A 24768-nucleotide genomic window follows, 5' to 3' on the forward strand; every position below is an offset into this window, starting at 1 on the left:
TCATGGATTGTGGATGTGTTGACGGTGCATACGTTGATTGTGAACGTTTAACGGGGCAGTGATGCTTGCCACGGCCGCTGATGAACGGTGATGCCGTCCCGCAGTCTTTCTTTTCCTGCAACCACCACGGCATCACCGGCTTGCAGGCCCGCGGTGACATGGTATTGCCCCTTGACCAAGGCCCCGAGTTGCACCGCTTTTAACACCGCATGCTGCTCACTGTCGATGAGCCAGAGATGTGGCAACCCGCCGATATGGACGACCGCTTGCTGCGGAATTGTCAGAGCGCGGGCAAAGTGCGAATGGAGCACCCGGGCTTTGACAAACATCCCCGGCAGCAACAGACGCTGCTTGTTATCCACCAACACCCGCAATAAAACATCGCCGGTGCCGGTATCAATATTGATTCCTGAAAAGAGCAGCTGGCCTTGCAGCGGGTAAGGTTGTCCGTTGGCCCGTAGTATCTCGATCCGGCCTCGGGCATCGGACTGTTCTGTCAGGGCCGATGACGCTGTCGTCGTTGCCAGAGCCTCGCGGCTTGATGCCAGAGAAGAAGCCGGACGGCGAATATCAACAAACACTTGATCAATCTGTTGGATGCGTGTCATCGGTGCCGTATCGGCACGACTGACCAACGCCCCCTCGGTCACCAGAGTTTGATCGATGCGGCCTGAGATCGGGGCGGTGACCCGGGTATAATTTAAATCCAATTCACGACGGAAGAGCATGGCTTCGGCTTGGGCGACGTCTGCCCGGGCCTGAGCACGCTGTAACACGGCATCATCATATTCTTGCTGGCTGATCGCATCCGCTTCAGCCAACGGTTTTAAATAGGCGGCTTTATCCCGGGCTCGTTTTAACGTTACCTGCGCTTTTTGCAATGTCGCCCGCGCTGTTGCAACATCGGCCTGAAAAGGAGCCGGATCAAGCTGATATAAGCTATCACCCGCTTTGACTTCTGTCCCTTGCTGAAAAAGGCGGTGCTGAACCATCGCACTGATCTGAGGGCGGATTTCTGCGACACGGAACGCGGTTACTCTGGCGGGCAAGTCTTCAAACACATCTAAGGGCGTCGGCTGTACCGCCAGAGTTGACACGAAAGGTTCGGCTTGGCTGGTATCCGTTTCTTCTGAGGCATCCGCCGATGCACCGACGGGGCGGGAAGATTCTTGCCGGACGGTATCCGATGGCTGACAACCCACTAAAAAGAGAACCGCCAATATATGTAAGCGACCACGGGCACATATATTTATCTTTTTCACTGATGTATCCTTTTTGCCATGATAAAAGCGCTAACCGCTGTAGAGAGAGATTGCAGTTTACCGCCCGTGTGTGGAGGTTCCGCTGAATGAATATGGAGATTTGATGGAGATGAATGATTTTCGTGTTGGCGCGCCGAAATTCAGTGCTGATGCTACGCAAAGTGCTGAGGCCAATCATCAGGCATTGATTCTGATCGCAGAAGATGAGCCAGAAATTGCCGATATACTGGCCGCTTATTTAGCACAAAGCGGGATGCGTACTGTACACGCCACTGACGGATTAAAGGCCCTCACACTGCATGCCTCGATGAAACCGGATCTGGTGCTGCTTGATATTCAGATGCCGAAAATGGATGGCTGGCAAGTGTTGGCTGAACTGCGTCAGCACAGTAATACACCAGTGATTATGCTGACCGCGATGGATCAAGATGTCGATAAGCTGGTGGCGCTGAGAATCGGTGCCGATGATTATGTGATTAAACCGTTTAATCCGGCCGAAGTGGTGGCAAGAGTTCAGGCGGTGTTGCGGCGGACGATGGACAGCCGTCATCCCAAGGCGCAGCGCTTGTTGCGGGTCGAACCGTTCGAAGTGGATGTCGACAGCCACGAAATTGCAATCATTCAAGACGGGCAGCGTCATTTACTCTCTTTAACCCTGACCGAATTTAAATTACTGGCTCATTTTATTCGCTCGCCGAAGCGCGTGTTTAGCCGGGGCGAGTTATTAACCGCGTGCCTGCCGGAGGGCGATACACTGGAACGCACGATTGACAGCCACATCAGTAAATTGCGTAAAAAACTCGAAGGGTTTGGGGTTGACGGGATTCCCGTCGGGGTACGTGGTGTCGGATATCGTTTTCGGAGCGAGTCATGAAACTGGTCGGCTTGAGTCGCCAGATAGCCTTCTCGATGATGAAAATCGCGATGGGTTCGGCATTACTCGTGATCCTCGGTTCATTTGTGTTTTATTACCTGTGGGAGAAGTATTGGCCGAATGATATCCCCAGTGAGACTGATATCACCCCCTCCTTCCCGGAGTGGATCTGGATTCTGTGTACCTTTGTGTTTGTGATTTTGTTGGCGGTACATGTGGCCGTCAAACTCTCCAGACGTATTCTCGAGCCGCTGAATTCGGTTGCCGAAGGGATCCGCACCCTTGCCAAAGGGGAGCTGGATGTACGGGTTTCGGTGGAGGATCATTCGTTGGGCGAGGCCGCACGACTGGCAGAAGATTTCAATCGGCTCGCAGAAAAATTACACCAGATGTCTGAGGCGCAAAACTTTTGGAATGCAGCGATTGCCCATGAATTACGAACTCCGGTGACCATCCTCAGAGGGCGGTTACAGGGACTGGCCGAAGGGGTGTTTACCGCCGATAAAGCGCAGTTCGACAAACTGTTGGTACAGGTTGAAGGCTTGTCGCACCTGATTGAAGATTTACGGGTGGTGAGTTTAATGAATAGCGGCGAGCTGCATATCAGTCCCGAAGCGGTACATCTCTCGGCAGAGATCAAGTCGGTGACGGAGATGACAGAGAGTATGTTGCAGGCCGCAGGGCAGTCGGTCCGGCTGGCGTTACACGCTGAGCTGGTGTGGTGTGATTCGGTGCGGATCCGGCAAGCGTTGCTGGCGATACTTGAGAATACCAGCAAGTATGCCGTCGCGGGGACAGTCACCATTGGCTCAAGAGAACAAGACGGGGTTTACTTTCTGAGCGTTGCCGATCAAGGCCCGGGGATTGCCCCGGAATTATTACCCAATGTATTTACCGCTTTTCACCGCGCCAAAGATACATCTCAGCGGGGGAGTGGCTTAGGTTTAGCCGTGGTGGCTGCGATTGCCCATGCCCATCAGGGCGATGTGCGCTGCTATATCAATGACGCCGGCGGCACCACTATTGAGTTATGCTGGCCCGCCCGCGTGGCGGTATCACCCGAAGCGCATCAATAAAATCCAGCATCAATGATCTGCAATCAAAAGAAAGGGAGCTTTCAACGCTCCCTTTTGCAGACAATGATTTGATGCCAAGATTCGCTATCACTGTCAATGAATGGCAGATACTGACCGATTATGACTCGGTTCGCTCACCGGTGAGTGGCAGGACTTCACTGTCAGAGGTTGCGGTCGGTTTCTGACCGGTTTGACGCTCATAGCGACGCTCCCAGTAATCCGCGCCTTTGATCCCCAGCTTCACCGGATTGAAGGTATATTGTTCAACCCCTTGTTTTTGCTGTTCTTCATAATCGCTCAGGGCAGACATGGCCGGTTTATTGAGGAAGAAAATAATCAGAATCCCGATGATATTGAGCCACGCCATCAGACCGACACCGATATCCCCCATTGCCCATGCAAGGTTAGCGGCTTTCACCGAGCCGTAGAACGTTGCACTGAGCAATACAATTTTGAGCAGGAAGGTTAATGCCTCAGAGCCGAAGCGACGGCAGAGATAGGCGACGTTGGTTTCGGCAATATAGTAGTAGGCCAGAATCGTGGTGAATGCAAAGAAGAACAGCGCAATCGCGACGAAGGTTTTACCGACGCCCGGCATCGCTTTCTCAATCGCAATCTGAGTAAATGCCGGGCTGTTGGCTGCGACATCGGCTGCCAGATGTTGCACGAGGAATGTGCCTTCTGCTGCGCCGTGTACATTGTAAGCACCGGTGATCAGAATCATAAACGCCGTTGCAGAACAGACCAGCAGTGTATCAATATAAATAGAGAAAGACTGAACTAATCCTTGCTGAGCCGGGTGTTGAACGTGCGCCGCTGCCGCTGCGTGAGGTCCGGTCCCCTGACCCGCTTCATTGGAGTAAACGCCGCGTTTAACCCCCCAGCCGATCGCGGCACCGACACCTGCCATTGGCGTGAATGCATCCCCGACAATCAGGCTGAAGACCTGTGGTACCTGACTGATATTCAGCAGGATAATCACGAAAGCGGTCATGATGTATGCCAGTGCCATAAAAGGAACGACAATCTGAGTGAAACTGGCAATACGTTTGACACCACCGAAAATAATGAACGCCATCAGAATCGAAATGATCGTCCCGGTCAGGATTTTCGCCATACTGAATGTCCCGATGGCGGTTTCAACCATCTCGCCGCTGCCGAATGCCGATTCAATCGCATTCCCGATACTGTTTGACTGCACGCCCGGTAACAGCACGCCACACGCAATAATGGTGGCCACCGCAAAAATTATCGCATACCATTTCTGACCCATCGCTTTTTCGATGAAATAAGCGGGACCGCCACGAAACTCGCCATTCTCTTCTTCTTTATAGATCTGAGCCAGAGTTGACTCGGCATAAGCGGTCGCAGCACCGAGAAACGCGACCACCCACATCCAAAAGACTGCGCCAGGGCCGCCAAAACCGATTGCGGCTGCGACACCGGCAATATTCCCTGTTCCGACACGCCCAGAAAGTGAGACTGCCAAAGCCTGAAATGACGAAATCCCTTTGGTTGATGTTTTCGCTGAGAAGAGTAAGCGGCACATTTCAGCAAAGTGACGGACCTGAACAAAGCGTGTCAGGAGCGAATAGAACAGTCCGGCGCCAAGGCAGAGATAAATCAGTGCCGGGCTCCAGATGATATCATTCAAAAAATCAACAAGTGACTGCATGGTTATTTTTCCTGTATTTGAGTGTTGTTGTGTGTCATTGAGGCGTTGTTGTGTTTGCAATATTTTCATCTCAATGTAAATTAAATGTTAATATATGTAACTTTCTAATGCTATCTATTCTTGAAATGATGTTAAATATTGATATGTGCCAAATAATAAGGTTTATGTATTGGGTTTTTGGTAAATGAATGGTTTTTAACACTGATTGGTTATTTATTTTTAGAATGATAAATAGAGAGTGTTCTGTGATTTTTTTAAGCAAGATGTGACATGTGAATGAATCTGGATGATATTTTATGCTGCACCCTGACGGTATAAAGGCATAACCCCGACAATAATGGTTAAATATTCGACATATTATGGTTGCCATGCAGATGCCAGCGTTTATGTTGCTGGTTGTACTATCTATTGGTTAAACATGCTACAGAACAGGTCGGATATCGATGACCTGTTCTGCGATGTTTGGTGACGGATAAGATGTTCGTAAATTACAGACTGTCAATCACACTCAACGCCCGGAACTCATCAAAAGCGAACTGATCGGTCATACCACTGATGTAATCCTGAATCAGTCGGACCCGAAAGTAATACTCCCAACTGTTCTCATCCAGTGAATACCCTCCCGGGTAATTCCCCCGCTGAATTGCTTTCAGCGCATTTTCGTAGGCTCGCAAGTGTTTGTTCGGTAATTTTTTATATAAGCGCGCAGGGAGAAGAGGCTTGTTCTCACCGCCCACGATCGCTTCAAACTGTTCTCTGCTCAGTTCTAATAACGGTTGATAGAATTCGAGCAAGCCAGTGATGATCTGATAGCCTTGCAGCTCCCGGGCTTCCACTTCTTTATCACAGAAAGCATGTTTTTTGGCGACGTTTTTCAGCGTCTCGACCAGCACATGTTCGGTGCTGTCATCTTCAATCAGCGCACGGTCGAGATTGCCGTGGTATATGGCCTCGATATTGTGGATAAACTGCTCGGCAGCATGTTTCGGCAGGCGTTTGCTGATTTCGACCCGTAAGGTAATAAAAAAGTGGCTTACTGCGCAGTTATTGGCACGATTGGCACTCGCGAGTGCCGTCTCAACAATGCTATCCATCGTATTCGGATCTGCATGCGGATAGTCGGCTTGCCACAGTCGCTGATATTCGGCTTTCAGTGCGGCACTGGTCTGTTCGATATCTATAATGCCTTTCTCGACCGCATCCTCAATATCTGCAACGCCATATGAAATATCATCGGCCGCTTCCATAATATAAGAGAATGGCGCGCGATTGCCTTTTTCCAGAGAAAGAGAGCGGTACAGTTTATCGATGAAAACCTCTTCACTGAGATAGTAGCCGACCTTCTTTTTCAGATATTGCAGCTCACCGGCAGCAAATTGATGGCCTTGGGCTTGCAATGTCTTCGGGCTCAGTTCATCGCCACGCCGGGTATATTTAAGGATTGCCGAGATTTGTGTGTAAGTCAGATTGAGGCTGAGAATCGAATGCACCAACCGAACCGCTTGCGCATTGCCTTCAAATTCGGTGAGATCTTTCTGCAATGGCTCAGGAAGCGGAATCGTTGCTGCTTTCAACGGAATATAGTGATGGAACCAGTCATTGATCGCCTGCTCACCGAAGTGACCAAAAGGTGGGTTGCCGACATCATGCATCAGGCACGCCATTTCCACGATCGATTCAAAGTGGCGTTCCAGCGATTCAAGCCCGTAGCGTTCTGCATCCGGCCCCAGCATTTTATAAATTTGCTGCACGATATGACGCCCGACTTGCTGCACTTCCATCGAGTGGGTCAGGCGACTCCGGACCGAGGAGTTGCGTTCCAGCGGAAAAACCTGCGTTTTTTGTTGCAAGCGCCGAATTGCGGCGGAATTGATGATCCGGCCGCGATCACTTTCAAAGCAGGATAACGACGGGATTTTCCCATTGTGGTTATATGGAATGATACTTTCTTCTTTGCCGTTACTTTGGTCATAAGGGCGGTTGAATCTGAATCTGGCTCTGAAATCGATCGACATAACTGACGCCTTCCATCTGTGTCACACGGGTATTTGCTATTTAAAACAATTTTTTAACGAATGAAAACTGATTCTTATGATTATCGTGACTGATCTGTGTCCGCATGTGCTGTTTATGACCGGGTTTGAATAAATTTACTGTAGGTGCTGAGTTGTCCGTTAATATACTCGATGCCACAATGAATATTCTGTTCCGCACAACCGACGACCTGATACTCAATAATAAATTCACCACTGATCACTTTCATAAATAGGAAACCATCCACCACCTTCCACAGCCCGCGCTGGGTTTTGTCACTGAATAAATCCTGCTCGGTCAATGTGCCGTTCGGCAACAGACACAGACTGGAAGACGCTCCCTCCACATTCACTTTGACCCACGGCTGGTGGTGCACCTCATAAGTCAGCAGTTTGCGGCGTTGTTTGAGCCAGTGTTTGAGTTCCTGTGCCTGAGTCGGTGACAGGGGCGGTAAGTCTTCCATGTCAAGCAGGGTGTGATGCTTCTCATACCAGAAGAGTTGTAGGTGGAGTCGTTTCATCAAATTGCGGGTGAGATCTGTGTTATATGCACAAGCATTCACCTTGCGATAACCAAGGTAAGATGTCAATTTTTCCGGTTAAACTTTTTGTCCGGTGTGTTTTGAAGCGGAGTCCGGCCGAGTCAGAAATGAACCGGTTTTATGCAGCGACAGAGAACAGGGACAGACACCGATGTGCCTGTCCGAATTTTAGGCGGTTAATGAACGGCAACTGCCGCTTGTGGAAAGAGCGGTGGCAGGTTTGCCACCATGCAGGCTTGATTGAGACGTTGCTGGGCCGTATGAATATTATCTTGCCAGTGGTCATCCCGGGCCCACATTTCGAGCACCAACGGCACCACGCAGTCGAGCTGTTTGAGGGTGCTGAAAACCGCCGAAAAATCAACGTCGCCTTCCCCGATCACCAGATCGCGGAACTGCCCCGGATACCCCGGTTTGACCGGATGGGTATCTTTGAGGTGAATCTGCGTGATGTGCGGTAAGCTCAGCGCCAGTTCCGTGCAGACGTCATAATTCCAGCCACTGATATTCCCGACGTCCGGATAAGCGGTGAAATAGGGGGAGTGCACCGCGCGATTCAGCACTTCAAATTTACTCAGCGCATTGAGATACGGCGTATCCATAATTTCTACCGCCAGCATCACTCCGGCACGTTCGGCCAGTTTGGCTGCACGCTTCATCCCTGCCACAAAATTGGCATGAGTTTGTGCGCTGGTCGGCTCGTAATAAACATCATATCCCGCGAGCTGAATCACCCGGATACCCAACTTGTAAGCCAGTGTAATGGCTTTTTCCAGATGCAGATCCGCTTGTTGACGAACCGCCGGATCCAGCGAACCGAATGGGAACTTTCGGTGGGCACTCAGGCACATCGAATGCAGCGGTACCTGAAGTTGCTCACACCAATGACGCAAGCCATAAATGGTATCGTTATCCCAGTCGAGCCGGCTACGCCGTTCATCCGATTCATCAATCGAAATTTCAAGAAAATCGAATCCCAGTGCGCGCGTCGTCGTGAGTTTCTCTTCCCATGTCATGTTGGCTGGCAGGGCTTTCTCATACAGGCCGGTCCGGTGACGTTGTACATGTTGGTACATCCGCTTACCCCCAGAAACGTTCTATCTGTCCTTTCAGCGCGGCTGCTGTTTCGCGGCCTTGCGCTCCGGCCAGCGCCCGGCCGGCAATAAATGCCTTTGCTTTGATTCCTTCAAACAGATAGAGATCATCCGGGACGATGCCACCGGTAATGGAGAGTTCCAGTCCTAAATCGGATAACTGACGCATCTTCTCCAGATCGTCCGGTGTCCAGCTGACACCGGCCAGCTCTGCATCACGCGAGCGGTGATAAATAGCCTGAGTAATCCCCAGATCAACCCATGATTTGGCGTCAGCCATTGTCCAGTTGCCATAAAGTTCGATCTGAATTTCACCGTTGAATTCGTCGGCGACTTGTTTACAGGCATCGATGGTGGCGATGTGAGCCGCAGCGGAAACCGTGATCCAGTTTGCCCCGGCCTCAAAAGCCATCCGGGCCAGAATCGCACCGCCATCGGTGGTTTTCATATCGCAGACCAGCAGGTGCTCCGGATGATTGCGACGCAGCGTTCTGACGGCATGCATGCCTTCGGCAAAAGCCAGAATTGTGCCGACCTCAATCACATCGACAAAACTTTCGACACGGCGTGCCACTTCGATGGCTGAGGTCAGGTCGGTCTGGTCTAAAGCAATTTGAATCATGGGTAGGGTCATGAGATTTATCCTTGAATTTTCTGTCGTATCAGATGGGCAATGCCATCGCTGTTATTATCGGTTTGACAGATCTGTTGCGCGTGAGATTTGACGGTGTCGTCAGCATTGCCCATAGCCACGCCTAAGCCGGCATAGGTCAGCATTGAGATGTCATTGTGATTATCGCCGATGGCAATGACGTGATTAGCGTCATATCCCAGATTGGCGACATATTCCGCCAGTCGTTTACCTTTGCTATTGCCTTTGGCGGCAAAATCGATGCGATTTGACCAAGAGAACTCCCCGTTGAATGTCTCTTTCACCCAAGGGTGTTCTGAGAGACGTTCGACGGAACTTGGCACCCCTTCGACGACGAACTTCCACACGTGATCTGCGTGATCGACCAATTGGTGAAATGAATCAATCCGATGAATCTGAGGACGGATGGATTCCGGGTATTGGCTGGCCCATTTTTCGAGTGCTTCCATATACACAATCGGATTATGTTTGGCATAGTTCATCGTATCGGTGACGTACAGCACCATCTTCATCTGGTATTGCGTGGCGAGATCGATGAATTTCCGCGCATCGTCTTTGGCAATCGCGTCGTATTGCAAGACGGTTTCGTTCTGATAGTCATAGACATAGGTACCGTTGCAGCAAATGATCGGTGTATTCAGCCCCAGTTCGAGATAATAGGGTCTTGCTGCGGTATGGTGACGACCGGTGACAATCACGACATGGCACTGTTGCTGCGCCGCGTGAATCGCCTGTTTCACTTCAGGGTGAATGGTGTGGTCGTCCGTGAGTACGGTTCCGTCTAAGTCTAATGCAAGCACTTTATACATGTAAGATTACCTTTGTCCGTAGTAAGCATTTACACCGTGTTTACGCAGGTAATGTTTGTCGGAGAGTTCCGGTTGGATGGTGATCCCCTGATTCAGGGAGCGTGTCGCAATCGCCATCGCCGCAACTTCTTCTAACACCACCGCGTGATGTACGGCGTCGTTTGCATCGGCCCCCCATGAAAAAGGTGCGTGTCCTGCGACAATCACACTGGGGACAGACATCGGTTCAATATGGCGCATGTGAAACGTTTCGACAATCACCAATCCGGTATTCTTTTCATACCTATTGATGATTTCATCACCGGACAGCCGGCGAGTGCAGGGGATATCGCCGTAAAAATAATCGGCATGCGTGGTGCCGAGTGCCGGAATATCCTGCTCAGCCTGCGCCCAGATCGTGGCATGGCGTGAGTGGGTATGTACTATCCCGCCAACTTGCGGAAAAGCCTGATAAATCTCCAGATGTGTGGCGGTATCACTCGACGGATTGAGGGAACCTTCAAGCTGATTTCCGGCTAAATCGACAATCACTATGTCATCGATGGTCATCGCTTCGTATGCCACACCGGATGGTTTGATTGCGACAACCCCGGCTGCTCGGTCAATCTGAGAGACATTGCCCCAGGTAAACGTCACCAAGCCATAGCGTGGTAATTGCAGATTGGCGTCCAGCACTTGCTGTTTTAACGATTGGAATGCATCGGATTGTTCTGACATCGGGGCTCCTTAAGCGGATGCTTTCGCCAGTGCTGTATCAATGACGTGCAGCACATCTTCCTGACAACGGCAACGACGGAGCTTATCGAGATCCACGCCGGTTTCGCTTTCGTCGTCATCTAATATCTGAGTGACTTCCATCAGCCCTTCCATATGTTCGTCAGAGCTACTGCCGGCCAGCGTGATCAGCACATCCACCGGTTCATCTTCTCCGGTAAAGTAGATGGGTTTTTCCAGCGTGACTAACGCAAAAGCGGTACGTACCACACCATTTTCCGGCCGGGCATGCGGCATTGCCAGCTGTGGGGCAATCACAATATAAGGGCCGAGCGTTTCGACACTGCTGATAATGGCATCATGGTAAGACGGCAGGATCGCACCGGATGCGATCAGCAGGTCGGTGCCGATTTTGATCGCTGCACGCCAGTCTGAAGCTGATGCCTGTAGCCGGATTGAATTGTTCTCAATCAGTGACTGTTTCAGTCCCATAATCATCTCCGTGAGGGGCCGTCCTTTGACTGAGATCGGTGAAAAGGACGGGCCTGTAGTCATAGTAAAATGTTCAATGTTTGATGTGGTCGATGTCACCTTACCGGTGACCGGCAAAGTTGTTATTGATGATCTCCAGCAGCTCATCACCGAAAGAATTGGGATTGAGCATGTTCTGTACGCCAAGGACAAACTTCCCTTCTCCCGGATCCATTTCTGAGGACAGATGTCGCGATGAGACAATGATATCGGTGGTCGCCAGTTTGGATTTGTAATCCGACACGGCACAGGAATCCATCACATGCGGAATGCCTTTTTTCTCCAGATATTTGCCGATCTTCATTTTCATCATCATCGATGAACCCTGACCGTTACCGCACACCGCAAGAATGCTGACCGGACGCTGTCCGTCATGTGTTTTCAGGGCTTGTTCCACGGCTTCGAGAACTTCGGGTTCTTCACTGACTTCAACCATGCCCTGAGCATCTTCTTCTGCTCGCAACCGTTTAGCCGCAAAAAACATATAGAGGGCAGCCAGTCCGATCAGCGCGAAGAAGAACAGTTTTGAGATGGACAGACCTTGCATGATTGGCGGGAAAACCAAGGCCCAGTCGGCCATGCCCATCCAGCCGTTGAATGCGACACCATGTTGACTGAATAAGTGGATTGCCCATGCAGACCCGATCACTTCAATGATGCCCATCACAAAGCAGATCTTCATCACCGCACGCCAGCCACCGAAATGGTTGGCAAAAACCCCGATTGTGGCGTTGGAGAAAAACATCGGAATAAAGCCGGGAATAATCATGATCGGTGCATTGAAGGCGAGCATCGCCAGCACTGCGGTAAACTGACCGATCGCACCCCACATAAAGCCGAATACCATCGCATTGGGAGAAAAAGCATAGATAGCCGCACAGTCAATCGCGAGGACTGCATTGGGAATCACGCGTTCAGAAATACCTTTAAAGGCCTCAGACAGTTCAGCGACGAACATCCGCACCCCGGCAACAATGACCTGAATGGCCACCGCGAATTTCAAACCGGTTTCGAGAATATAAATGGTCCAGTGAGTTTTTCCGGCCATCGCTTGCAGGTTATCAAGGCCGAAGGAGAGCAGGATAATGCCGAAGAAAACCGTCATGACGATGGCTGTCGCGGCGATGCTGTCGTGAAAAATGTGGAGCCAGCCGGGCAGTTTCAAGTGATCAACACTGTCATTTTTATCCCCGAGTTTGGGGGCAACTTTGGTGGCAATCCAAGACGCGACTTGCTGTTGGTGACCAATCGAGAATCCGGCACCCCCGGTGACCGCTTCTGTCGGTTTAAACATAATATTGGATGAAATGCCCCAGTACAGCGCCATCAATACCGCTGAACAGAGGATGGTTTCCCACATGCCCGCACCGGTAATCAGGTAAAAGACGGCGATCAGACCGGCTTGCTGGAACATAATATGCCCGGTCAGCATGATGGTACGAATACCGGTATAGCGGCGAAACAGTACCAACACAATATTAATTGCCAGCGCCAGTAAGACCGCATAACCGACCCATGAATACCGTTCGCCCATGACCTCCATTGTGGCCATCATCGTTGTATATGGATCAATCACCGAACCTGTCAGTCCGTGGTATTCCGAGAGTTTGGCGATCACCGGCTTGAAGCCTGCGACCAGTGTCCCTGCACCGACCTGAACCAGCATAAAACCAACAATGGTTTTAATCGATCCTTTCAAAATAGTCGTTGCATCTCTTTTGAGTAACCAGTAACCGATGAGAGTAACCAAACCGAGGAGTAACGGGGCTTTGGTCATCACTTGGCTGTAAAAAATATAGAAGATGTTATACAAGAACTCCATATCCTTACCCCTAGATATATTTGTATTTGTCGTTAGATGTAGGTCAGAGGGATTCCGTCATGTGATATGCAGGAATCGATGTGTTTTGCTCACGGAATAGACTTTAAAAAATCATTTATAATCATTCAATGATTGTTTTTGATTAGATTGATTTATATCAATTTTGCATGGTATCCGGTGTTACAAATGCTACGCTGATCACTTGAAATGATTTATTTAATTGAAAAACAATGACTTATTGTTTTGTGTAATTGAGCGTTTAATTTTTCGTCTGAATCATTTGACATCAATCGGGATGATTAATAGAATCAAAACAAATCAAATGTAATCACAAGTAATCACTTAGTGATAAATAGGATGATGCTTATGAATGAAGTCCAGAGACATCATGGCATTCTGTCTTTGTTGGAAGAGAAACAATCGATCAATGTGTCTCATATTATCGACGCCTTTCACGTTTCTCCGGCCACTGCCCGGCGCGATATCTCAAAACTTGATGAACTCGGTAAACTGAAGAAAGTGCGCAATGGTGCCGAACGGATTGTCGGTAAAAAGAAAAAGTGGACCCCGCTGAATATCGATAGTACCGAGCACTATCGGGAGAAGTCCCTCATTGCGATACGTGCAGCCGAACTCTGCCAACCGGGGGATAGTGTCGTCATCAACTGTGGTTCGACGGCATTTATGCTGGGGCAGCAGCTATGCGGGCAGGATGTCCAGATCGTGACCAATTATTTCCCGCTGGCGAGCTATCTGATCAATGAGGATCACGAAGATGTCATCATTATCGGTGGGCAATACAATAAAGCGCAGAATATTTTCCTCAATCCGGCACCGGATGCGCTGGGCGGTTATGCCGGTCACTGGATGTTTACCAGTGGTAAAGGCCTGACAGAAAACGGGTTATACAAGGCTGATATGTTAACCGCTGTCGCAGAGCAACAGATGCTGGAACAGATCGACAAACTGGTGGTGGTGGTTGACAGTTCCAAGGTCGGCCAACGGACCGGTATGCTGTTCTGCCCGAGCAGCAAGATCGATATTGTGATTACCGGTAAAGATGCGCCGACCCACGTTGTGAGTGCATTAGAAGCGCAGGGGACGCAGGTTATTTTGGTCTAGCCTGATACCGCGCTGCCCCGCGCTCCATTCTGAACTGATCATTTTTCAGGTGCCTGGACTTCGGTCCAGGCGCACGGCTCCCTACATGCAAAATTTATAATAAATCAGAAATAAAAGGTGTTGTTATGAGTAAGGTAAACGAAATTACACGCGAATCGTGGATCCTCAATACATTCCCTGAATGGGGGACTTGGCTCAATGAAGAGATTGAGCAAACCGTGATTGAACCCAATACGTTTTCAATGTGGTGGTTGGGATGTACCGGCATCTGGCTGAAAACTGAAGGCAATACCAACCTGTCGATTGATTTCTGGTGCGGCACCGGTAAACGCACCCAGAAAAATGCACTGATGAAGAATCAGCATCAGATGATGCGTATGGGCGGTGTGCGCGAATTGCAGCCCAACCTGAGGACCTCTCCGTTTGTGCTGGATCCGTTTGCCATCAAAGACATTGATGCGGTATTGGCTTCTCATGATCATGCCGACCATATCGATGTGAACGTGGCTGCGGCCGTGCTGCAAAATTGCGGTGAGCATGTGAAGTTTATCGGCCCGCAAGCGTGTGTGAATTTATGGATCAGCTGGGGCGTCCCGCAAGCGCGCTGTGTGGTTGCCAAAGTCGGTGATTGTATCGAGATTGGCGATGTGCGTATCAAAGTGCTGGACTCTTTTGACCGGACGGCCCTTGTCACTTTGCCGGAAGGGGTCTCATCTTATGACAAATCGATTCTTGACGGGATGGACGACCGGGCGGTGAATTACTTAATCGAAACAACCGGTGGTTCAGTTTATCACTCCGGTGATTCTCATTACTCAAACTACTATGCCAAACATGGGAACGAATACCAGATTGACGTCGCCTTACTTTCATACGGTGAGAACCCACGCGGTGTCACCGATAAAATGACTGCGTCTGATATTTTGCGCGCCGGTGAAGCGCTGGATTGTCAGGTGGTGGTGCCATTCCATCATGATATCTGGGCTAACTTCCAAAACGATCCGCGTGAAATTGAAGTGTTATGGCAGATGAAAAAAGAACGCTTACAGTACGGCTTTGCCCCATTCTTCTGGCAGGTCGGCGGTCAATATACCTATCCGACGGACAAAGGCCGGATGCATTATCAGCATTTCCGGGGATTCCGCGATATTTTCACCGATGAACCCGAGTTACCGTATAAGGCATTTTTATAACGGGCTGAATGACGGTGATTGCCGCCCTGTAGCAGGGCGGTTGATTCTATTTCTATTTCATCAGCGGCTGTTCCTGAATGTTTACATCTGACATACGTGCCAAGAAATGAAGAAAATGAAGTTAATGAAGTTAATGAACCGATGAAGTTGAAATGTCCTTATGTTCTCTTATATTTAATTTTTAATGATTATTTATAGCGTGTGGTTTTGATAGCGTGTCGTTTTGATGGTCAGTCATGATTGACGTGCCCGACTACATGAAAGGGACATAGATTAAAATGGATAGGATTTATCATGCTGCGATTTTGGAAGGTAGCAGCTTTGTCGGCGGAGAATTATATCGAATACTCAGTGAACACCCCAATATAGCGGTCACTTTTATCTCTTCTGAGTCACAAGCCGGTGAATTGGTTGAACGGTATAATGACCGGTTTCGTTACCAGCGTGATCAGCCAATGCTCCGTTATTTACCTTTGGACGAGCTGAATGACGACTATGATTTGATTTTTTCCTGCCTGCCTCAGGAGCAATTATCGGCACGCCTACCTTACCTCAACCAGCATAGTACATGGATACTGAATCTCAGCGGCGGAGACGGGTTTCAGTCGATGGACCACAATGGCATCTTTACGCGGCAGCTCGCGGCAGATTTGGCCGACAATCTTCGCTGCCAGTTTTTTATCCCGGAACTGACAACACCGGATCCATCGGTATCGATGATCCAAATCCCCGGGGGGATTGCAACGGCCGCTATCTACGCCTTATATCCGCTGATTCGTCATCGTATGATTTCAGGCGATATTGTGATTGAAGCGAAGCTCGGTTCGACGTTTAATGAAGATATTTCCGCAGCCGTATATGCAGAACGACTGAATAATTTCGGGTTACATGACGCTTTTCATCACGTGCAGTTATCGGAGATAGAAACCCTGAGACAATATACGGATGAACCGCTGAACATCATTTTTTCTGCTTTTGATCTGGATATTCTGCGTGGTGTGTATATCACGGCCTATAGCACCCTGAATGACGGGTTTACCTTCAAAGATGTCAAACGCACATATTTTTCTACCTACAAAGACACGCCCTTTATTTATTATCTCATCAATGGCCAGACACCGATGTTAAAAACAGTGTGTGGCACGAACAATGCTGAAGTGTCTACAGTGGTAAAACAGAACAAGTGCCTCTCTGTCTGTTCTCTTGATAATCTGATCAAAGGTGCTGCCGGTCAGGCCGTTCAGGCCGCCAATCTCTATCTGGGTATCCAGTTGTCTGCCGGTTTGGATTACCTGAGTTATATGCCGTGGCCGTAACCGCCGCTTTCCCGTATTCAGCACGCGCAAATCAATCCTACTCGGATGAGTTCTCTGTCAATTGAGTTATACTGGTCAGGAAAATATCTCAGTATTCAGTTGTAACCAATCACGATCAAATTACCAAGGAGCGATCATGAAAGTGGTGGCCGTAACCGCATGTCCGACCGGAATTGCTCATACATACATGGCAGCAGATCAGCTGCGTAAAGCGGCTAGTCAGCGTGGCTTGTCGATCAAAGTTGAGACTCAGGGCGCTATGGGCATCGAAAATGAGCTGACGGTTGCCGATATCGTTGCTGCCGATATCCGGATGATTGTCTCTGATATCGAAATTGAAGAGAAATCGCGGTTTAAAGGCTGTCAGGTCTTTCACTTTTCCATTGAAGACGTTCTGATCCATGCCGGACAGGTTTTAGAGCGCTGTCTGAAAAAAGTATGATTACTACTCGGATCACGTTTCTGCTCAAGGATAAAGGGCTGCCAGCATGGCAGGCGAATGCGCTGAAACAGCTGTGCGGTTACTTTCGCTCAATTTTCGTCTTCTACAATCTGAGCCGGGGAACTCATACCCGGCTCAATCAGCCGCTCAATGTCCTGAGCCTGAACAACAGTGCTGATCAGTTGTGTCAGATCGCAATCGAGGGGCTGGATGCTGAACTGGCCTGCATGGTCTTCACCGAATACTTAAGCGAACAGACGATCTTGCTGTCAACGTCACACCGGAGAAATCATACCGCGGAGCAACTGTTTGCGGCTCATCCGGCGTTTTCTCTGCCGTTTGCGTACCGTTGGGATTATGAATGCCATACCGGTTTCACCGATAAGCGCTCGGCATTGGATTATCTTGCCGCCCGAATTGCGCCCGGGCAGACAGACAAACTACTGGCACAGTTTTGTCAGCGGGAGGATATCTCGACAACCGCACTCCCGAACCGGGTGGCATTGCCGCATGTGATGAGTGAGGTCGTCGATATACCGGTACTGATGGTGATGCCCCTGACACAACCGCTCGACTGGCAGTCTGTTTGTGCGCCGGTCTCCTTACTGATTGGTCTGGTGCTGCCTCAGTCGCTGAACCGGGATATTGTGATGGCGATGACCCGCTTAACCCGCTGGCTGATCGACGATCTCAATGCACAACTGCTGCTTGATGCCCAGCGGGAAGAAACCCTCAAAGGGATAGTGCTGCATGTGATGGCGCATGGTGATCCAACCCCCATCATCTAATCAAAGCGGGTCCGGTACTCGGAAGGCGTCATGCCGGTTTTGGTTTTAAACACCCGACAAAAATAATTCACATCCTGAAAACCGCAACGCTCGGCAACCTCGTGAAGGCGGAACTGGTATTTTTTCAGCATGAACTTCGCCCGATCAATTCTGACCCAGGCAATATAATCCGCCAGCGTCATGTGTCCCTGTTGATGAAACAGCCGGGAGAGGTGATTGGCAGAGAGACTGAAACGTGCAGCAATCGAGTCCCGGGTGATGCCGCGGTGAAAGTTTTCCTGAATATAAATACAGATCCCCTGATAAAGATCTTCACTACGGTTTTTGGCTGAGCGTTCCGGCTGACGGAGAATACTCAGCGTGTAGCTCAGCAGCGCGCAAAGCAGATGCTCATCCATCGGGGACTTTTGTGCTTCTCTGGCCAGTGCATTGAGGCTTTCCAGAATATTATCGATCGCATAACCGGTGCGCATTTGCACACTATGCTTCTGGACATCATAAAAACCGTCGGTGCCTTTACGCTTGGCGACAAAGCTGAACCCAATCTGACGGCGGCCGTACAACAGACTGATCACCGAACACTCATTTTCCCAGTCCGGCTTATTCCAGCAATTGGGGGGAATATACAGCGCACTCCCGGCCTGAATCTCAACGGTCGTGATGCCATGCAACGCATCTTCGATCTGATTGCTGTAATCACCTTTGAGCGCAATTTCCAGACGGGGAAAGTTGACCTGATAACTGAAAGGCGGCGGCGTCTGTTGATCGCCGGCAAACCAGATGCGCTGACAACTGTCCCGTTCATCAATAATCGCTTCAATCAGATTATGAAATACCTGACTCATCATTTCCTGCCGTGACTCACACATGCAAAATTATATGACAAGTCATGTTGTTATCCTCATGCATTTTTCTGTTCCTGAACCGTCGTATGATTTATTGATATAAATATTATTCACGATTGATACGGAGAACTTAAGTGCCACAGACCGATACAGATCACATTTGAATCATGATGATACAATCCTCCAGTAAATGCATTTTTGTTTCACTACCAACGTCCGGGGACTGTCCCCACAATATGAGTGTTACGGGCACAGACACTAAAACGTTGCAGGGAAAAACGTTGCAGGGACAGACACCCAAACGGGGACAACTACCCAAACAACGTTACGGGGACAGACGCCCAAACATGTCTGGTTGTGATGACCGTGCTGCTTATGGGGACAGACACTTTTTGCTTATGGGGACAGTGCTTATGAGGACAGACACTTTTCGTCTTCTTCTTTCCCATCATCGCAGCGACGGCAGACAGAACGAACGGGGAACGAAAATGATCACTCAACTTATCTCATCGCGATTGATTCGGCTGAATCTTTCGTCAACCACCAAAGATGACGTGCTTGCCGAGCTGGCTGAAATGCTGGCCGCGGAAGGGCGCATCACCGATCAACAACAATTTCTGGCGGATATTTATGCCCGGGAAGCGCTCGGTAATACCGGCTTTGATGATGGGGTTGCAATTCCCCATGCCAAAAGTGCCGCGGTGAGTGAGCCTGCCGTTGTGGTCGGGATCAGTCGGCAGGGCATTGATTACGGTGCCGAAGACGGACAGCCATCAAAACTCTTTTTTATGATTGCTTCTCCCGATGGCAATGCCAATCATCACGTCGAAGTACTGGCGGAGCTTTCTGCCAAACTGATTGAAGAAGGATTTATTGCGCAGTTGTTTGCCGCGCAGACTGAAGAGGATGCGTTGGCGCTGTTGCTGGCGAAGTCAGAACCGATACCGCCGTCATCCGGAGAAAACGGCTTTCTGATCGGGGTGACCGGATGCCCGACCGGGATTGCTCATACTTATCTGGCGGCTGAATCGCTGGAAAAAGGAGCCGCGGCACTGGGCTATCAGATTAAAGTCGAGACGAATGGCTCGATCGGCGTGAAAAACAGCCCGACGGCAGAAGAGATTGCAGCGGCGGATGCGATTATTGTCGCGAGTGACAAACAGGTCTCATTGGCCCGCTTTGCCGGTAAAAAACTGATTGAAACCGGCGTTAAAGAGCCAATCCGCGATGCGCAAGGTTTAATTCACAAAGCATTGCAGGCTCCCGTATATCAGCCTGATTCTGGAGCGGAAAGTCGCGAGGCCGCACCATCCCGTAACCGTCCGGAGTTGTATCGTTATCTGATGAACGGCGTTTCGCACATGATTCCGTTTGTGGTTGCCGGAGGGCTGTTGATTGCATTGGCACTGGCAATTGGCGGAGAGCCGACGGAAGCGGGGATGGCGATTCCGCAAGGCAGTTTGTGGAATAAAGTGTTGGATGTCGGTGTGGTCTCCTTCCAGCTGATGATTCCGATTCTGGCGGGCTATATTGCCTATGCGATCGCTGATCGTCCGGCACTGGCGCCGGGAATGATCGGCGGCTGGATTGCCAATAACGGTTCATTCTACGATGCAGCTGCCGGGACCGGCTTTATCGGTGCGATTATTGCCGGTTTGCTGGTGGGCTATTTTATCCGCTGGCTGACCAGCTTTAACTACCACAAAATGATTCAGCCGCTGGTACCGATTATGATCGCACCGATTACCGGTGCGCTGTTTATCTCCGGCCTGTTTATCTTTGTCATTGGTGCACCGATTGCCAGCCTGATGCATGGCATGACGGAGCTGCTGACCACCATGAGTACCGGTAATATGGTGTTGCTGGGCATTGTTTTGGGCGGTCTGGCCGGATTTGACATGGGCGGCCCGTTCAACAAAGTCGCGTTTCTGTTTTCGGTCGGCATGATTGCCAGCGGTCAGACGCAGTTTATGGGCGCGATGGCTTGTGCGATTCCGGTAGCGCCGCTCGGTATGGGATTAGCGACCATACTTGGTCGTAAACTGAGCTTGTTTGAGCCATCAGAACTGGAAGCCGGTAAAGCGGCCGGCGCAATGGGGCTGGTCGGGATTTCTGAAGGGGCGATTCCGTTTGCCGCGCAGGATCCGGTGTCGGTGATTCCCGCTAATATGCTGGGCTCAATGGTGGCTGCGGTGATGGCTTTTTCTTTCGGCATCACGGATAGCGTGGCACACGGCGGACCGGTTGTCGCTTTACTGGGGGCAATGAACAAACCATTGCTGGCTCTGTTCTGCATGGCACTTGGCGCCGTTGTTACTGCGCTCACCTGCATTGCATTGAAGAAAATGCGTCAGGCGAAATTACAGTCGGTGAGTCTCTGATATAAACGACGATCCGCATCTGCTGAGTCGGTGCGGATCACAAATTGATAGCGATGCTATTTGTTGTTGGCTATCTCATCTGCTGATTGCTATGCCATATGGATTTGAGAAAATGTTTTGGATTTTTTCTCTGCAATCATGGGCCCTATTTTTTGCTCAAAGATGAGCGAATGCTCGGTTTGCAGACATTCATTGAACCTGTTGGCGCAGGATTTTAACGCTACAGCTCCGAACCAAAAATGGGCGGGTGATATTAGATATTCTGCCACAAGTGAAGGCTGGCTATATTGGCAGTCATTATTGGTTTTTACTCACGTCAGGTCTATGGATACCAGAATGAAGTCACTCGGTGTAGAAAGGTGTCAGGGGGGATGATCTGGTTTTGTTAATTTGGAACAAAGGCACGTTACCAGTAGTTGTATTGTCAACAAAATTCACTTGTGCTATAACATTGTATTCATATAAATTAAAATATTGGTAACATATCATTAACCAATCTTTCGTGTATGTATCAATAGATAAATTTTATTTTTCCATGACTACAATCTTTCAAATTGTAGGATGAATTCTAATTATCCTTAAGGACAAGTAAATGTCTACAGCCCCGCCTCTAGCCAATACCAGCCCGAGCGCTCACAAAAGTTATTTTAAAGAAGCACTTAAACTGTCATTACCATTAGTTATTTCACAGTTTCTCATCATGGCAAATGGATTTATTTGTAATCTAATGTTGTCTCGGGTCAGTGAATCAGCTTTTGCAGCTGGTTTATTTATTAATACGATCCAAATGATTCTTGTCACCGTTGTTTTTGGACTGCTTTCATCTCTCAGCCCATTGATTGGTATTGTCACAGGTCAGGGAAAGCCTGAACGTGTAGGCCAGTTATTTATCGCTGGGTGCATTATTTCACTGATACTGAGTTTCTCTAGCATTGCTATATTGATCTATATTGAGCCAATTATGTTGCTGTTAGGGCAGCCTGAGAATTTGGCTCATCTCTGCGCAGAGTATTTTCGAATTTACTTATGGTCTGTACCTGCTGCTGGTTTAATTACAGTTTTTATACAGCTTTTTTTAGGAACATTTAAACAGGTTGTTGTATTTCTATATAGCATAGGAAATTTACTCTTATCATCTGTCCTCAGTTATATCCTTATATTTGGTAAATTTGGGTTTCCAGCGATGGGGTTGGAGGGGCTAGCTTGGGCTATCTCAATAACTTCTTGCGTGGCAGTGCTTAGTCTAGGTTGCTTTATATTTAGAAGCTCTGATTATAAAGATAAGAAATTAACTAATCTGAAATGGCAGTTTCTCAAACAAGATTCAGGTCGTATTATTCGACTTGGTTTCCCTATTTCGTTACATGTAGGGAATGAGATGTTTTCATTCCTATTCATTATTATAATGGTTGGTTGGATTAGTATAGAAGCACTCAATATGCAGCAGGTTGTCACTAGATACTTAATGATGCTAGCCATCCCTATATTTGGCTTATCTCAGGCGGTTACTGTTGCAATTAGCAAGCAGTTTGGAGAGGAAAAGTTTGGTGAAGTCATAAATATAGGGCGAGCTTATATCCGAATGGGAGTTATCTATTCTTCTGTTGTTCTATTATTATTTGCAACCATTCCTGATGTGTTTATTCGAGTGTTTATTGATAACACCCCCCAAAATACAGCTATTTATAAAACTCTCTCCATTATATTAATTTTAGTTGCAATTGGGCAGGTTTTCGATGCGATAAAAAATATTGTTACAGGGTCGCTTAGAGGGCTTCATGATACTAAATTTCCGATGCTACTTAGTTTTATTACTGTGTGGCCGATAGGCGTGCCTCTTGCTTATTTAATGGGATTTACCTTTGAATGGGGATTGATTGGCATTACGATTGCCCATAGTTTGGCAATCGCATTTTCTTGTATCTTCTTGTATTGGCGTTGGATTCAGAAATCCAGAAATATGGCCAAAAGGTAGTATTCAGCTATTTTGAACGCCCTCCCTTTGTTTTCGCGCTTGTTGTAATTTTTCTCGCAAGCGTGATTTCGCCTCTGGATCTTTCGGTTTTACCCAGTCTCGACCTATTTTTTCCCAGTCAGGATCTTGAGGATTGAGACCTAAACCTTCAATGTGTGGTGCTTGAGCCAGAAAACATTGCCCTTTAAATTGTAGTAAGTAGAAACCCTTGTGAGTATCTAAGTACGCCTTTGCATCATCATAAGTTGGGCACCAGACATTTAAGTTGGGCTCACTGACACCTGAACGATATAACTCAGTGGCTTCAGTATCATCAATGTGATCTTCCACTTTGATCACCTGTGCCATTGTTGACCAATCGATATATCCTGCTTCTTTTGCAAGTAGCTCCAAATACTTGTTTATGGAAAAAGTATTAAGACGCTTTAACTGTATTGATTCATCATCTGATCGGCTTTTCAAAATTCCTGATGTTTTAAATCTTTCAAGTATCGCCTTGATATCCTCTTCGACGCTCTCTTTTTCTAAGCCTAACTTGACCATTTTTCTTAGGCGATTTGCCTGAACTCTACACTTATCGATTCTACTTATAGCTTCCATCTTTCATATCCTAGGTTTGACTTACTTTTTATTGTTGTAGAGTTTGTCAGGCGTATAGGCATCTTGTGCCGATATTATCTCCATGAGCTCTTCTAAATCATCGTCTGGGTTATAGTCTGGGTCGTCCAAAGGTTCGATGAGTTCAATGATTTCGAAAGTAAATGCTTCTTCGCCTAAACGGTTCCAGTCCGCCTGAATTGCTTTATTTCGATGGCTACCAAGTTTAAGTTCGGTCTTATGTCGGTTCAGTCTCGCTTGAACGTCTTTACAGGTTCCTATCAGTGATAGACGATCTTCTTGATTGTAAACCCGATAAGCACCCATCGGTCGTGGTGTTTCTTTATACTGTTTCTTTAGTTTTTTTCTTCTATCCATCGGTTTATCCACATTAATTATTCGAAAATATATGACAGCTTGTTAAACAGTTTGGTTTAGGTTGTTGATATTGAGGTTCTTTGAACCTAATTGATCGACCCTAAAGTAGATATTTAACGAAACTCATTCTCTCTAATGAAAGTATCTCCGTCAATGACGAAGTGCATGTTCCTGATACTGTAACTATTCCTAGTCTCCTTTCATTTTTATAGCGACTTGTTTTGTATTTTTAGATGTTTCCTGAAAATATCAATCTTTATATAAATAATACTGTCATTAATTGGGGTGGCGGTGAGTCTATTAAATGATATTTTATTTGGTAAAATTATCATTTAATAATGAGTGCAAGTAACATATACATAATAAATATACATAATAAATATACATCATGTATAAAAAGTTATTTTTGATATATAGAGAAAGGTTATTTCTATATTATCCTTGATATTCAATATATTAGGATATTCATTTTTTGATTGATGTATGTCACATAAATGGTTTTTTATAATGTTATAAATAAAATTAAAGGTTTATTTGTAAAAAATGGGTGACAATAAATAAAAACTAGTTAATATAATGTACATATTAATGATTATTTGTTGTTTTTTTTGTTTTCTGATTAATGAGGTGTATCTTTTGACCTGTTG

General features: G+C 48.1%; 22 protein-coding genes and 1 pseudogene. 10 read left to right on the top strand and 13 right to left on the bottom strand.

The features are described from left to right. Nucleotides 1-47: 47 nt before the first annotated feature. Nucleotides 48-1262 (bottom strand): efflux RND transporter periplasmic adaptor subunit, encoded by a 1215-nt coding sequence (locus OCV37_RS03850; RefSeq protein WP_245609131.1) that lies wholly within the window; start codon nt 1260-1262, stop codon nt 48-50. Nucleotides 1263-1371: 109 nt separating this feature from the next. On the opposite strand from OCV37_RS03850, the gene OCV37_RS03855 reads away from it, so the two are divergent. Together OCV37_RS03855 and OCV37_RS03860 are read left to right on the top strand one after the other, a co-directional pair. Beyond that, the gene (locus OCV37_RS03855; protein WP_245609130.1) at nt 1372-2136 is read left to right on the top strand and encodes a response regulator; all 765 of its coding nucleotides are present in this window, start codon (nt 1372-1374) and stop codon (nt 2134-2136) included. Next, a complete protein-coding gene (locus tag OCV37_RS03860) occupies nt 2133-3212 on the top strand; it encodes an ATP-binding protein (protein WP_038182415.1) in 1080 nt (359 codons plus the stop codon). Before OCV37_RS03855 ends, OCV37_RS03860 begins: the two co-directional genes overlap by 4 nt. A gap of 118 nt (nt 3213-3330) precedes the next feature. Here OCV37_RS03860 and OCV37_RS03865 read toward each other — a convergent pair whose 3' ends face one another. The 9 genes from OCV37_RS03865 to OCV37_RS03905 form a co-directional block, all read right to left on the bottom strand. Beyond that, nucleotides 3331-4887: an alanine/glycine:cation symporter family protein gene (locus OCV37_RS03865; RefSeq protein ID WP_038182412.1), complete on the bottom strand. Its 1557-nt coding sequence runs from the start codon at nt 4885-4887 to the stop codon at nt 3331-3333. Nucleotides 4888-5375: 488 nt separating this feature from the next. Further along, nucleotides 5376-6902, bottom strand: a complete 1527-nt coding sequence (gene dgt / locus OCV37_RS03870) for a dGTPase (RefSeq protein WP_038182410.1) — start codon at nt 6900-6902, stop codon at nt 5376-5378. 113 nt (nt 6903-7015) lie between these two features. Further along, nucleotides 7016-7441, bottom strand: a complete 426-nt coding sequence (locus OCV37_RS03875; protein WP_038182816.1) for a hypothetical protein — start codon at nt 7439-7441, stop codon at nt 7016-7018. Between the two features lie 197 nt (nt 7442-7638). After that, entirely contained in the window at nt 7639-8538 is a 900-nt protein-coding gene (locus OCV37_RS03880) for an L-ribulose-5-phosphate 3-epimerase (protein WP_038182405.1), read from the bottom strand. Between the two features lie 4 nt (nt 8539-8542). Then, on the bottom strand, nt 8543-9190 hold the full coding sequence (locus tag OCV37_RS03885) for a 3-keto-L-gulonate-6-phosphate decarboxylase UlaD (RefSeq protein ID WP_038182402.1): 648 nt from the start codon (nt 9188-9190) through the stop codon (nt 8543-8545). A 5-nt stretch (nt 9191-9195) separates the two neighbouring features. Continuing rightward, nucleotides 9196-10017, bottom strand: a complete 822-nt coding sequence (locus OCV37_RS03890) for a pyridoxal phosphatase (RefSeq protein ID WP_038182397.1) — start codon at nt 10015-10017, stop codon at nt 9196-9198. A gap of 6 nt (nt 10018-10023) precedes the next feature. Beyond that, nucleotides 10024-10734, bottom strand: coding sequence for an L-ribulose-5-phosphate 4-epimerase (locus OCV37_RS03895; RefSeq protein ID WP_038182393.1), 711 nt, complete (start codon nt 10732-10734; stop codon nt 10024-10026). Nucleotides 10735-10743: 9 nt separating this feature from the next. Beyond that, on the bottom strand, nt 10744-11223 hold the full coding sequence (locus OCV37_RS03900) for a PTS sugar transporter subunit IIA (protein ID WP_038182390.1): 480 nt from the start codon (nt 11221-11223) through the stop codon (nt 10744-10746). Between the two features lie 100 nt (nt 11224-11323). Then, nucleotides 11324-13084, bottom strand: coding sequence for a PTS ascorbate-specific subunit IIBC (locus OCV37_RS03905; protein ID WP_038182387.1), 1761 nt, complete (start codon nt 13082-13084; stop codon nt 11324-11326). 366 nt (nt 13085-13450) lie between these two features. On the opposite strand from OCV37_RS03905, the gene ulaR reads away from it, so the two are divergent. The 5 genes from ulaR (at nt 13451) to OCV37_RS03930 (ending at nt 17945) form a co-directional block, all read left to right on the top strand. After that, nucleotides 13451-14206: an HTH-type transcriptional regulator UlaR gene (gene ulaR, locus OCV37_RS03910; protein ID WP_038182384.1), complete on the top strand. Its 756-nt coding sequence runs from the start codon at nt 13451-13453 to the stop codon at nt 14204-14206. Nucleotides 14207-14331: 125 nt separating this feature from the next. After that, entirely contained in the window at nt 14332-15399 is a 1068-nt protein-coding gene (ulaG, locus tag OCV37_RS03915; protein WP_038182381.1) for an L-ascorbate 6-phosphate lactonase, read from the top strand. A 278-nt stretch (nt 15400-15677) separates the two neighbouring features. After that, a complete protein-coding gene (locus OCV37_RS03920; RefSeq protein WP_038182378.1) occupies nt 15678-16715 on the top strand; it encodes a hypothetical protein in 1038 nt (345 codons plus the stop codon). A gap of 136 nt (nt 16716-16851) precedes the next feature. Beyond that, a complete protein-coding gene (locus tag OCV37_RS03925; protein ID WP_038182375.1) occupies nt 16852-17157 on the top strand; it encodes a PTS fructose transporter subunit IIB in 306 nt (101 codons plus the stop codon). Further along, entirely contained in the window at nt 17154-17945 is a 792-nt protein-coding gene (locus tag OCV37_RS03930; RefSeq protein WP_038182370.1) for a PTS sugar transporter subunit IIA, read from the top strand. Before OCV37_RS03925 ends, OCV37_RS03930 begins: the two co-directional genes overlap by 4 nt. On the opposite strand, the gene OCV37_RS03935 is transcribed toward OCV37_RS03930, so the two are convergent. Then, nucleotides 17942-18790: an AraC family transcriptional regulator gene (locus OCV37_RS03935; protein WP_051680647.1), complete on the bottom strand. Its 849-nt coding sequence runs from the start codon at nt 18788-18790 to the stop codon at nt 17942-17944. The two genes, OCV37_RS03930 and OCV37_RS03935, sit on opposite strands and share 4 nt — an antisense overlap. Nucleotides 18791-19278: 488 nt before the next feature. Here OCV37_RS03935 and OCV37_RS03940 point away from each other — a divergent pair, with 488 nt between their 5' ends. The 3 genes and pseudogenes from OCV37_RS03940 to OCV37_RS03950 all read left to right on the top strand — a co-directional run bounded on the left by OCV37_RS03940 (nt 19279) and on the right by OCV37_RS03950 (nt 23146). Next, entirely contained in the window at nt 19279-21171 is a 1893-nt protein-coding gene (locus OCV37_RS03940; protein ID WP_038182367.1) for a PTS fructose transporter subunit IIABC, read from the top strand. Nucleotides 21172-21366: 195 nt separating this feature from the next. Further along, a pseudogene (locus OCV37_RS03945) lies at nt 21367-21503 on the top strand (IS3 family transposase); the annotation flags it as partial. A 260-nt stretch (nt 21504-21763) separates the two neighbouring features. Beyond that, the gene (locus OCV37_RS03950) at nt 21764-23146 is read left to right on the top strand and encodes an MATE family efflux transporter (protein WP_051680629.1); all 1383 of its coding nucleotides are present in this window, start codon (nt 21764-21766) and stop codon (nt 23144-23146) included. Between the two features lie 3 nt (nt 23147-23149). Here OCV37_RS03950 and OCV37_RS03955 read toward each other — a convergent pair whose 3' ends face one another. Then, nucleotides 23150-23746 (bottom strand): hypothetical protein, encoded by a 597-nt coding sequence (locus OCV37_RS03955; RefSeq protein WP_051680627.1) that lies wholly within the window; start codon nt 23744-23746, stop codon nt 23150-23152. A 21-nt stretch (nt 23747-23767) separates the two neighbouring features. Continuing rightward, nucleotides 23768-24121, bottom strand: a complete 354-nt coding sequence (locus tag OCV37_RS03960) for a GIY-YIG nuclease family protein (protein WP_038182365.1) — start codon at nt 24119-24121, stop codon at nt 23768-23770. Between the last annotated feature and the right edge of the window lie 647 nt (nt 24122-24768).

This window comes from Vibrio rhizosphaerae (genome assembly GCF_024347095.1).
GTDB lineage: Bacteria > Pseudomonadota > Gammaproteobacteria > Enterobacterales > Vibrionaceae > Vibrio > Vibrio rhizosphaerae.

Bases quoted from the DNA above. Each gene is read 5' to 3' on its own strand.
- ulaR (WP_038182384.1), top strand. From the start codon at position 13,451: ATGAATGAAGTCCAGAGACATCATGGCATTCTGTCTTTGTTGGAAGAG.
- OCV37_RS03925 (WP_038182375.1), top strand. From the start codon at position 16,852: ATGAAAGTGGTGGCCGTAACCGCATGTCCGACCGGAATTGCTCATACA.
- ulaG (WP_038182381.1), top strand. From the start codon at position 14,332: ATGAGTAAGGTAAACGAAATTACACGCGAATCGTGGATCCTCAATACA.
- OCV37_RS03960 (WP_038182365.1), bottom strand. From the start codon at position 24,121: ATGGATAGAAGAAAAAAACTAAAGAAACAGTATAAAGAAACACCACGA.
- OCV37_RS03885 (WP_038182402.1), bottom strand. From the start codon at position 9,190: ATGACCCTACCCATGATTCAAATTGCTTTAGACCAGACCGACCTGACC.
- OCV37_RS03860 (WP_038182415.1), top strand. From the start codon at position 2,133: ATGAAACTGGTCGGCTTGAGTCGCCAGATAGCCTTCTCGATGATGAAA.
- OCV37_RS03950 (WP_051680629.1), top strand. From the start codon at position 21,764: ATGTCTACAGCCCCGCCTCTAGCCAATACCAGCCCGAGCGCTCACAAA.
- OCV37_RS03940 (WP_038182367.1), top strand. From the start codon at position 19,279: ATGATCACTCAACTTATCTCATCGCGATTGATTCGGCTGAATCTTTCG.
- OCV37_RS03855 (WP_245609130.1), top strand. From the start codon at position 1,372: ATGAATGATTTTCGTGTTGGCGCGCCGAAATTCAGTGCTGATGCTACG.
- OCV37_RS03890 (WP_038182397.1), bottom strand. From the start codon at position 10,017: ATGTATAAAGTGCTTGCATTAGACTTAGACGGAACCGTACTCACGGAC.
- OCV37_RS03900 (WP_038182390.1), bottom strand. From the start codon at position 11,223: ATGGGACTGAAACAGTCACTGATTGAGAACAATTCAATCCGGCTACAG.
- OCV37_RS03895 (WP_038182393.1), bottom strand. From the start codon at position 10,734: ATGTCAGAACAATCCGATGCATTCCAATCGTTAAAACAGCAAGTGCTG.
- OCV37_RS03865 (WP_038182412.1), bottom strand. From the start codon at position 4,887: ATGCAGTCACTTGTTGATTTTTTGAATGATATCATCTGGAGCCCGGCA.
- OCV37_RS03920 (WP_038182378.1), top strand. From the start codon at position 15,678: ATGGATAGGATTTATCATGCTGCGATTTTGGAAGGTAGCAGCTTTGTC.
- OCV37_RS03930 (WP_038182370.1), top strand. From the start codon at position 17,154: ATGATTACTACTCGGATCACGTTTCTGCTCAAGGATAAAGGGCTGCCA.
- OCV37_RS03880 (WP_038182405.1), bottom strand. From the start codon at position 8,538: ATGTACCAACATGTACAACGTCACCGGACCGGCCTGTATGAGAAAGCC.
- OCV37_RS03955 (WP_051680627.1), bottom strand. From the start codon at position 23,746: ATGGAAGCTATAAGTAGAATCGATAAGTGTAGAGTTCAGGCAAATCGC.
- OCV37_RS03875 (WP_038182816.1), bottom strand. From the start codon at position 7,441: ATGAAACGACTCCACCTACAACTCTTCTGGTATGAGAAGCATCACACC.
- OCV37_RS03935 (WP_051680647.1), bottom strand. From the start codon at position 18,790: ATGAGTCAGGTATTTCATAATCTGATTGAAGCGATTATTGATGAACGG.
- OCV37_RS03905 (WP_038182387.1), bottom strand. From the start codon at position 13,084: ATGGAGTTCTTGTATAACATCTTCTATATTTTTTACAGCCAAGTGATG.
- dgt (WP_038182410.1), bottom strand. From the start codon at position 6,902: ATGTCGATCGATTTCAGAGCCAGATTCAGATTCAACCGCCCTTATGAC.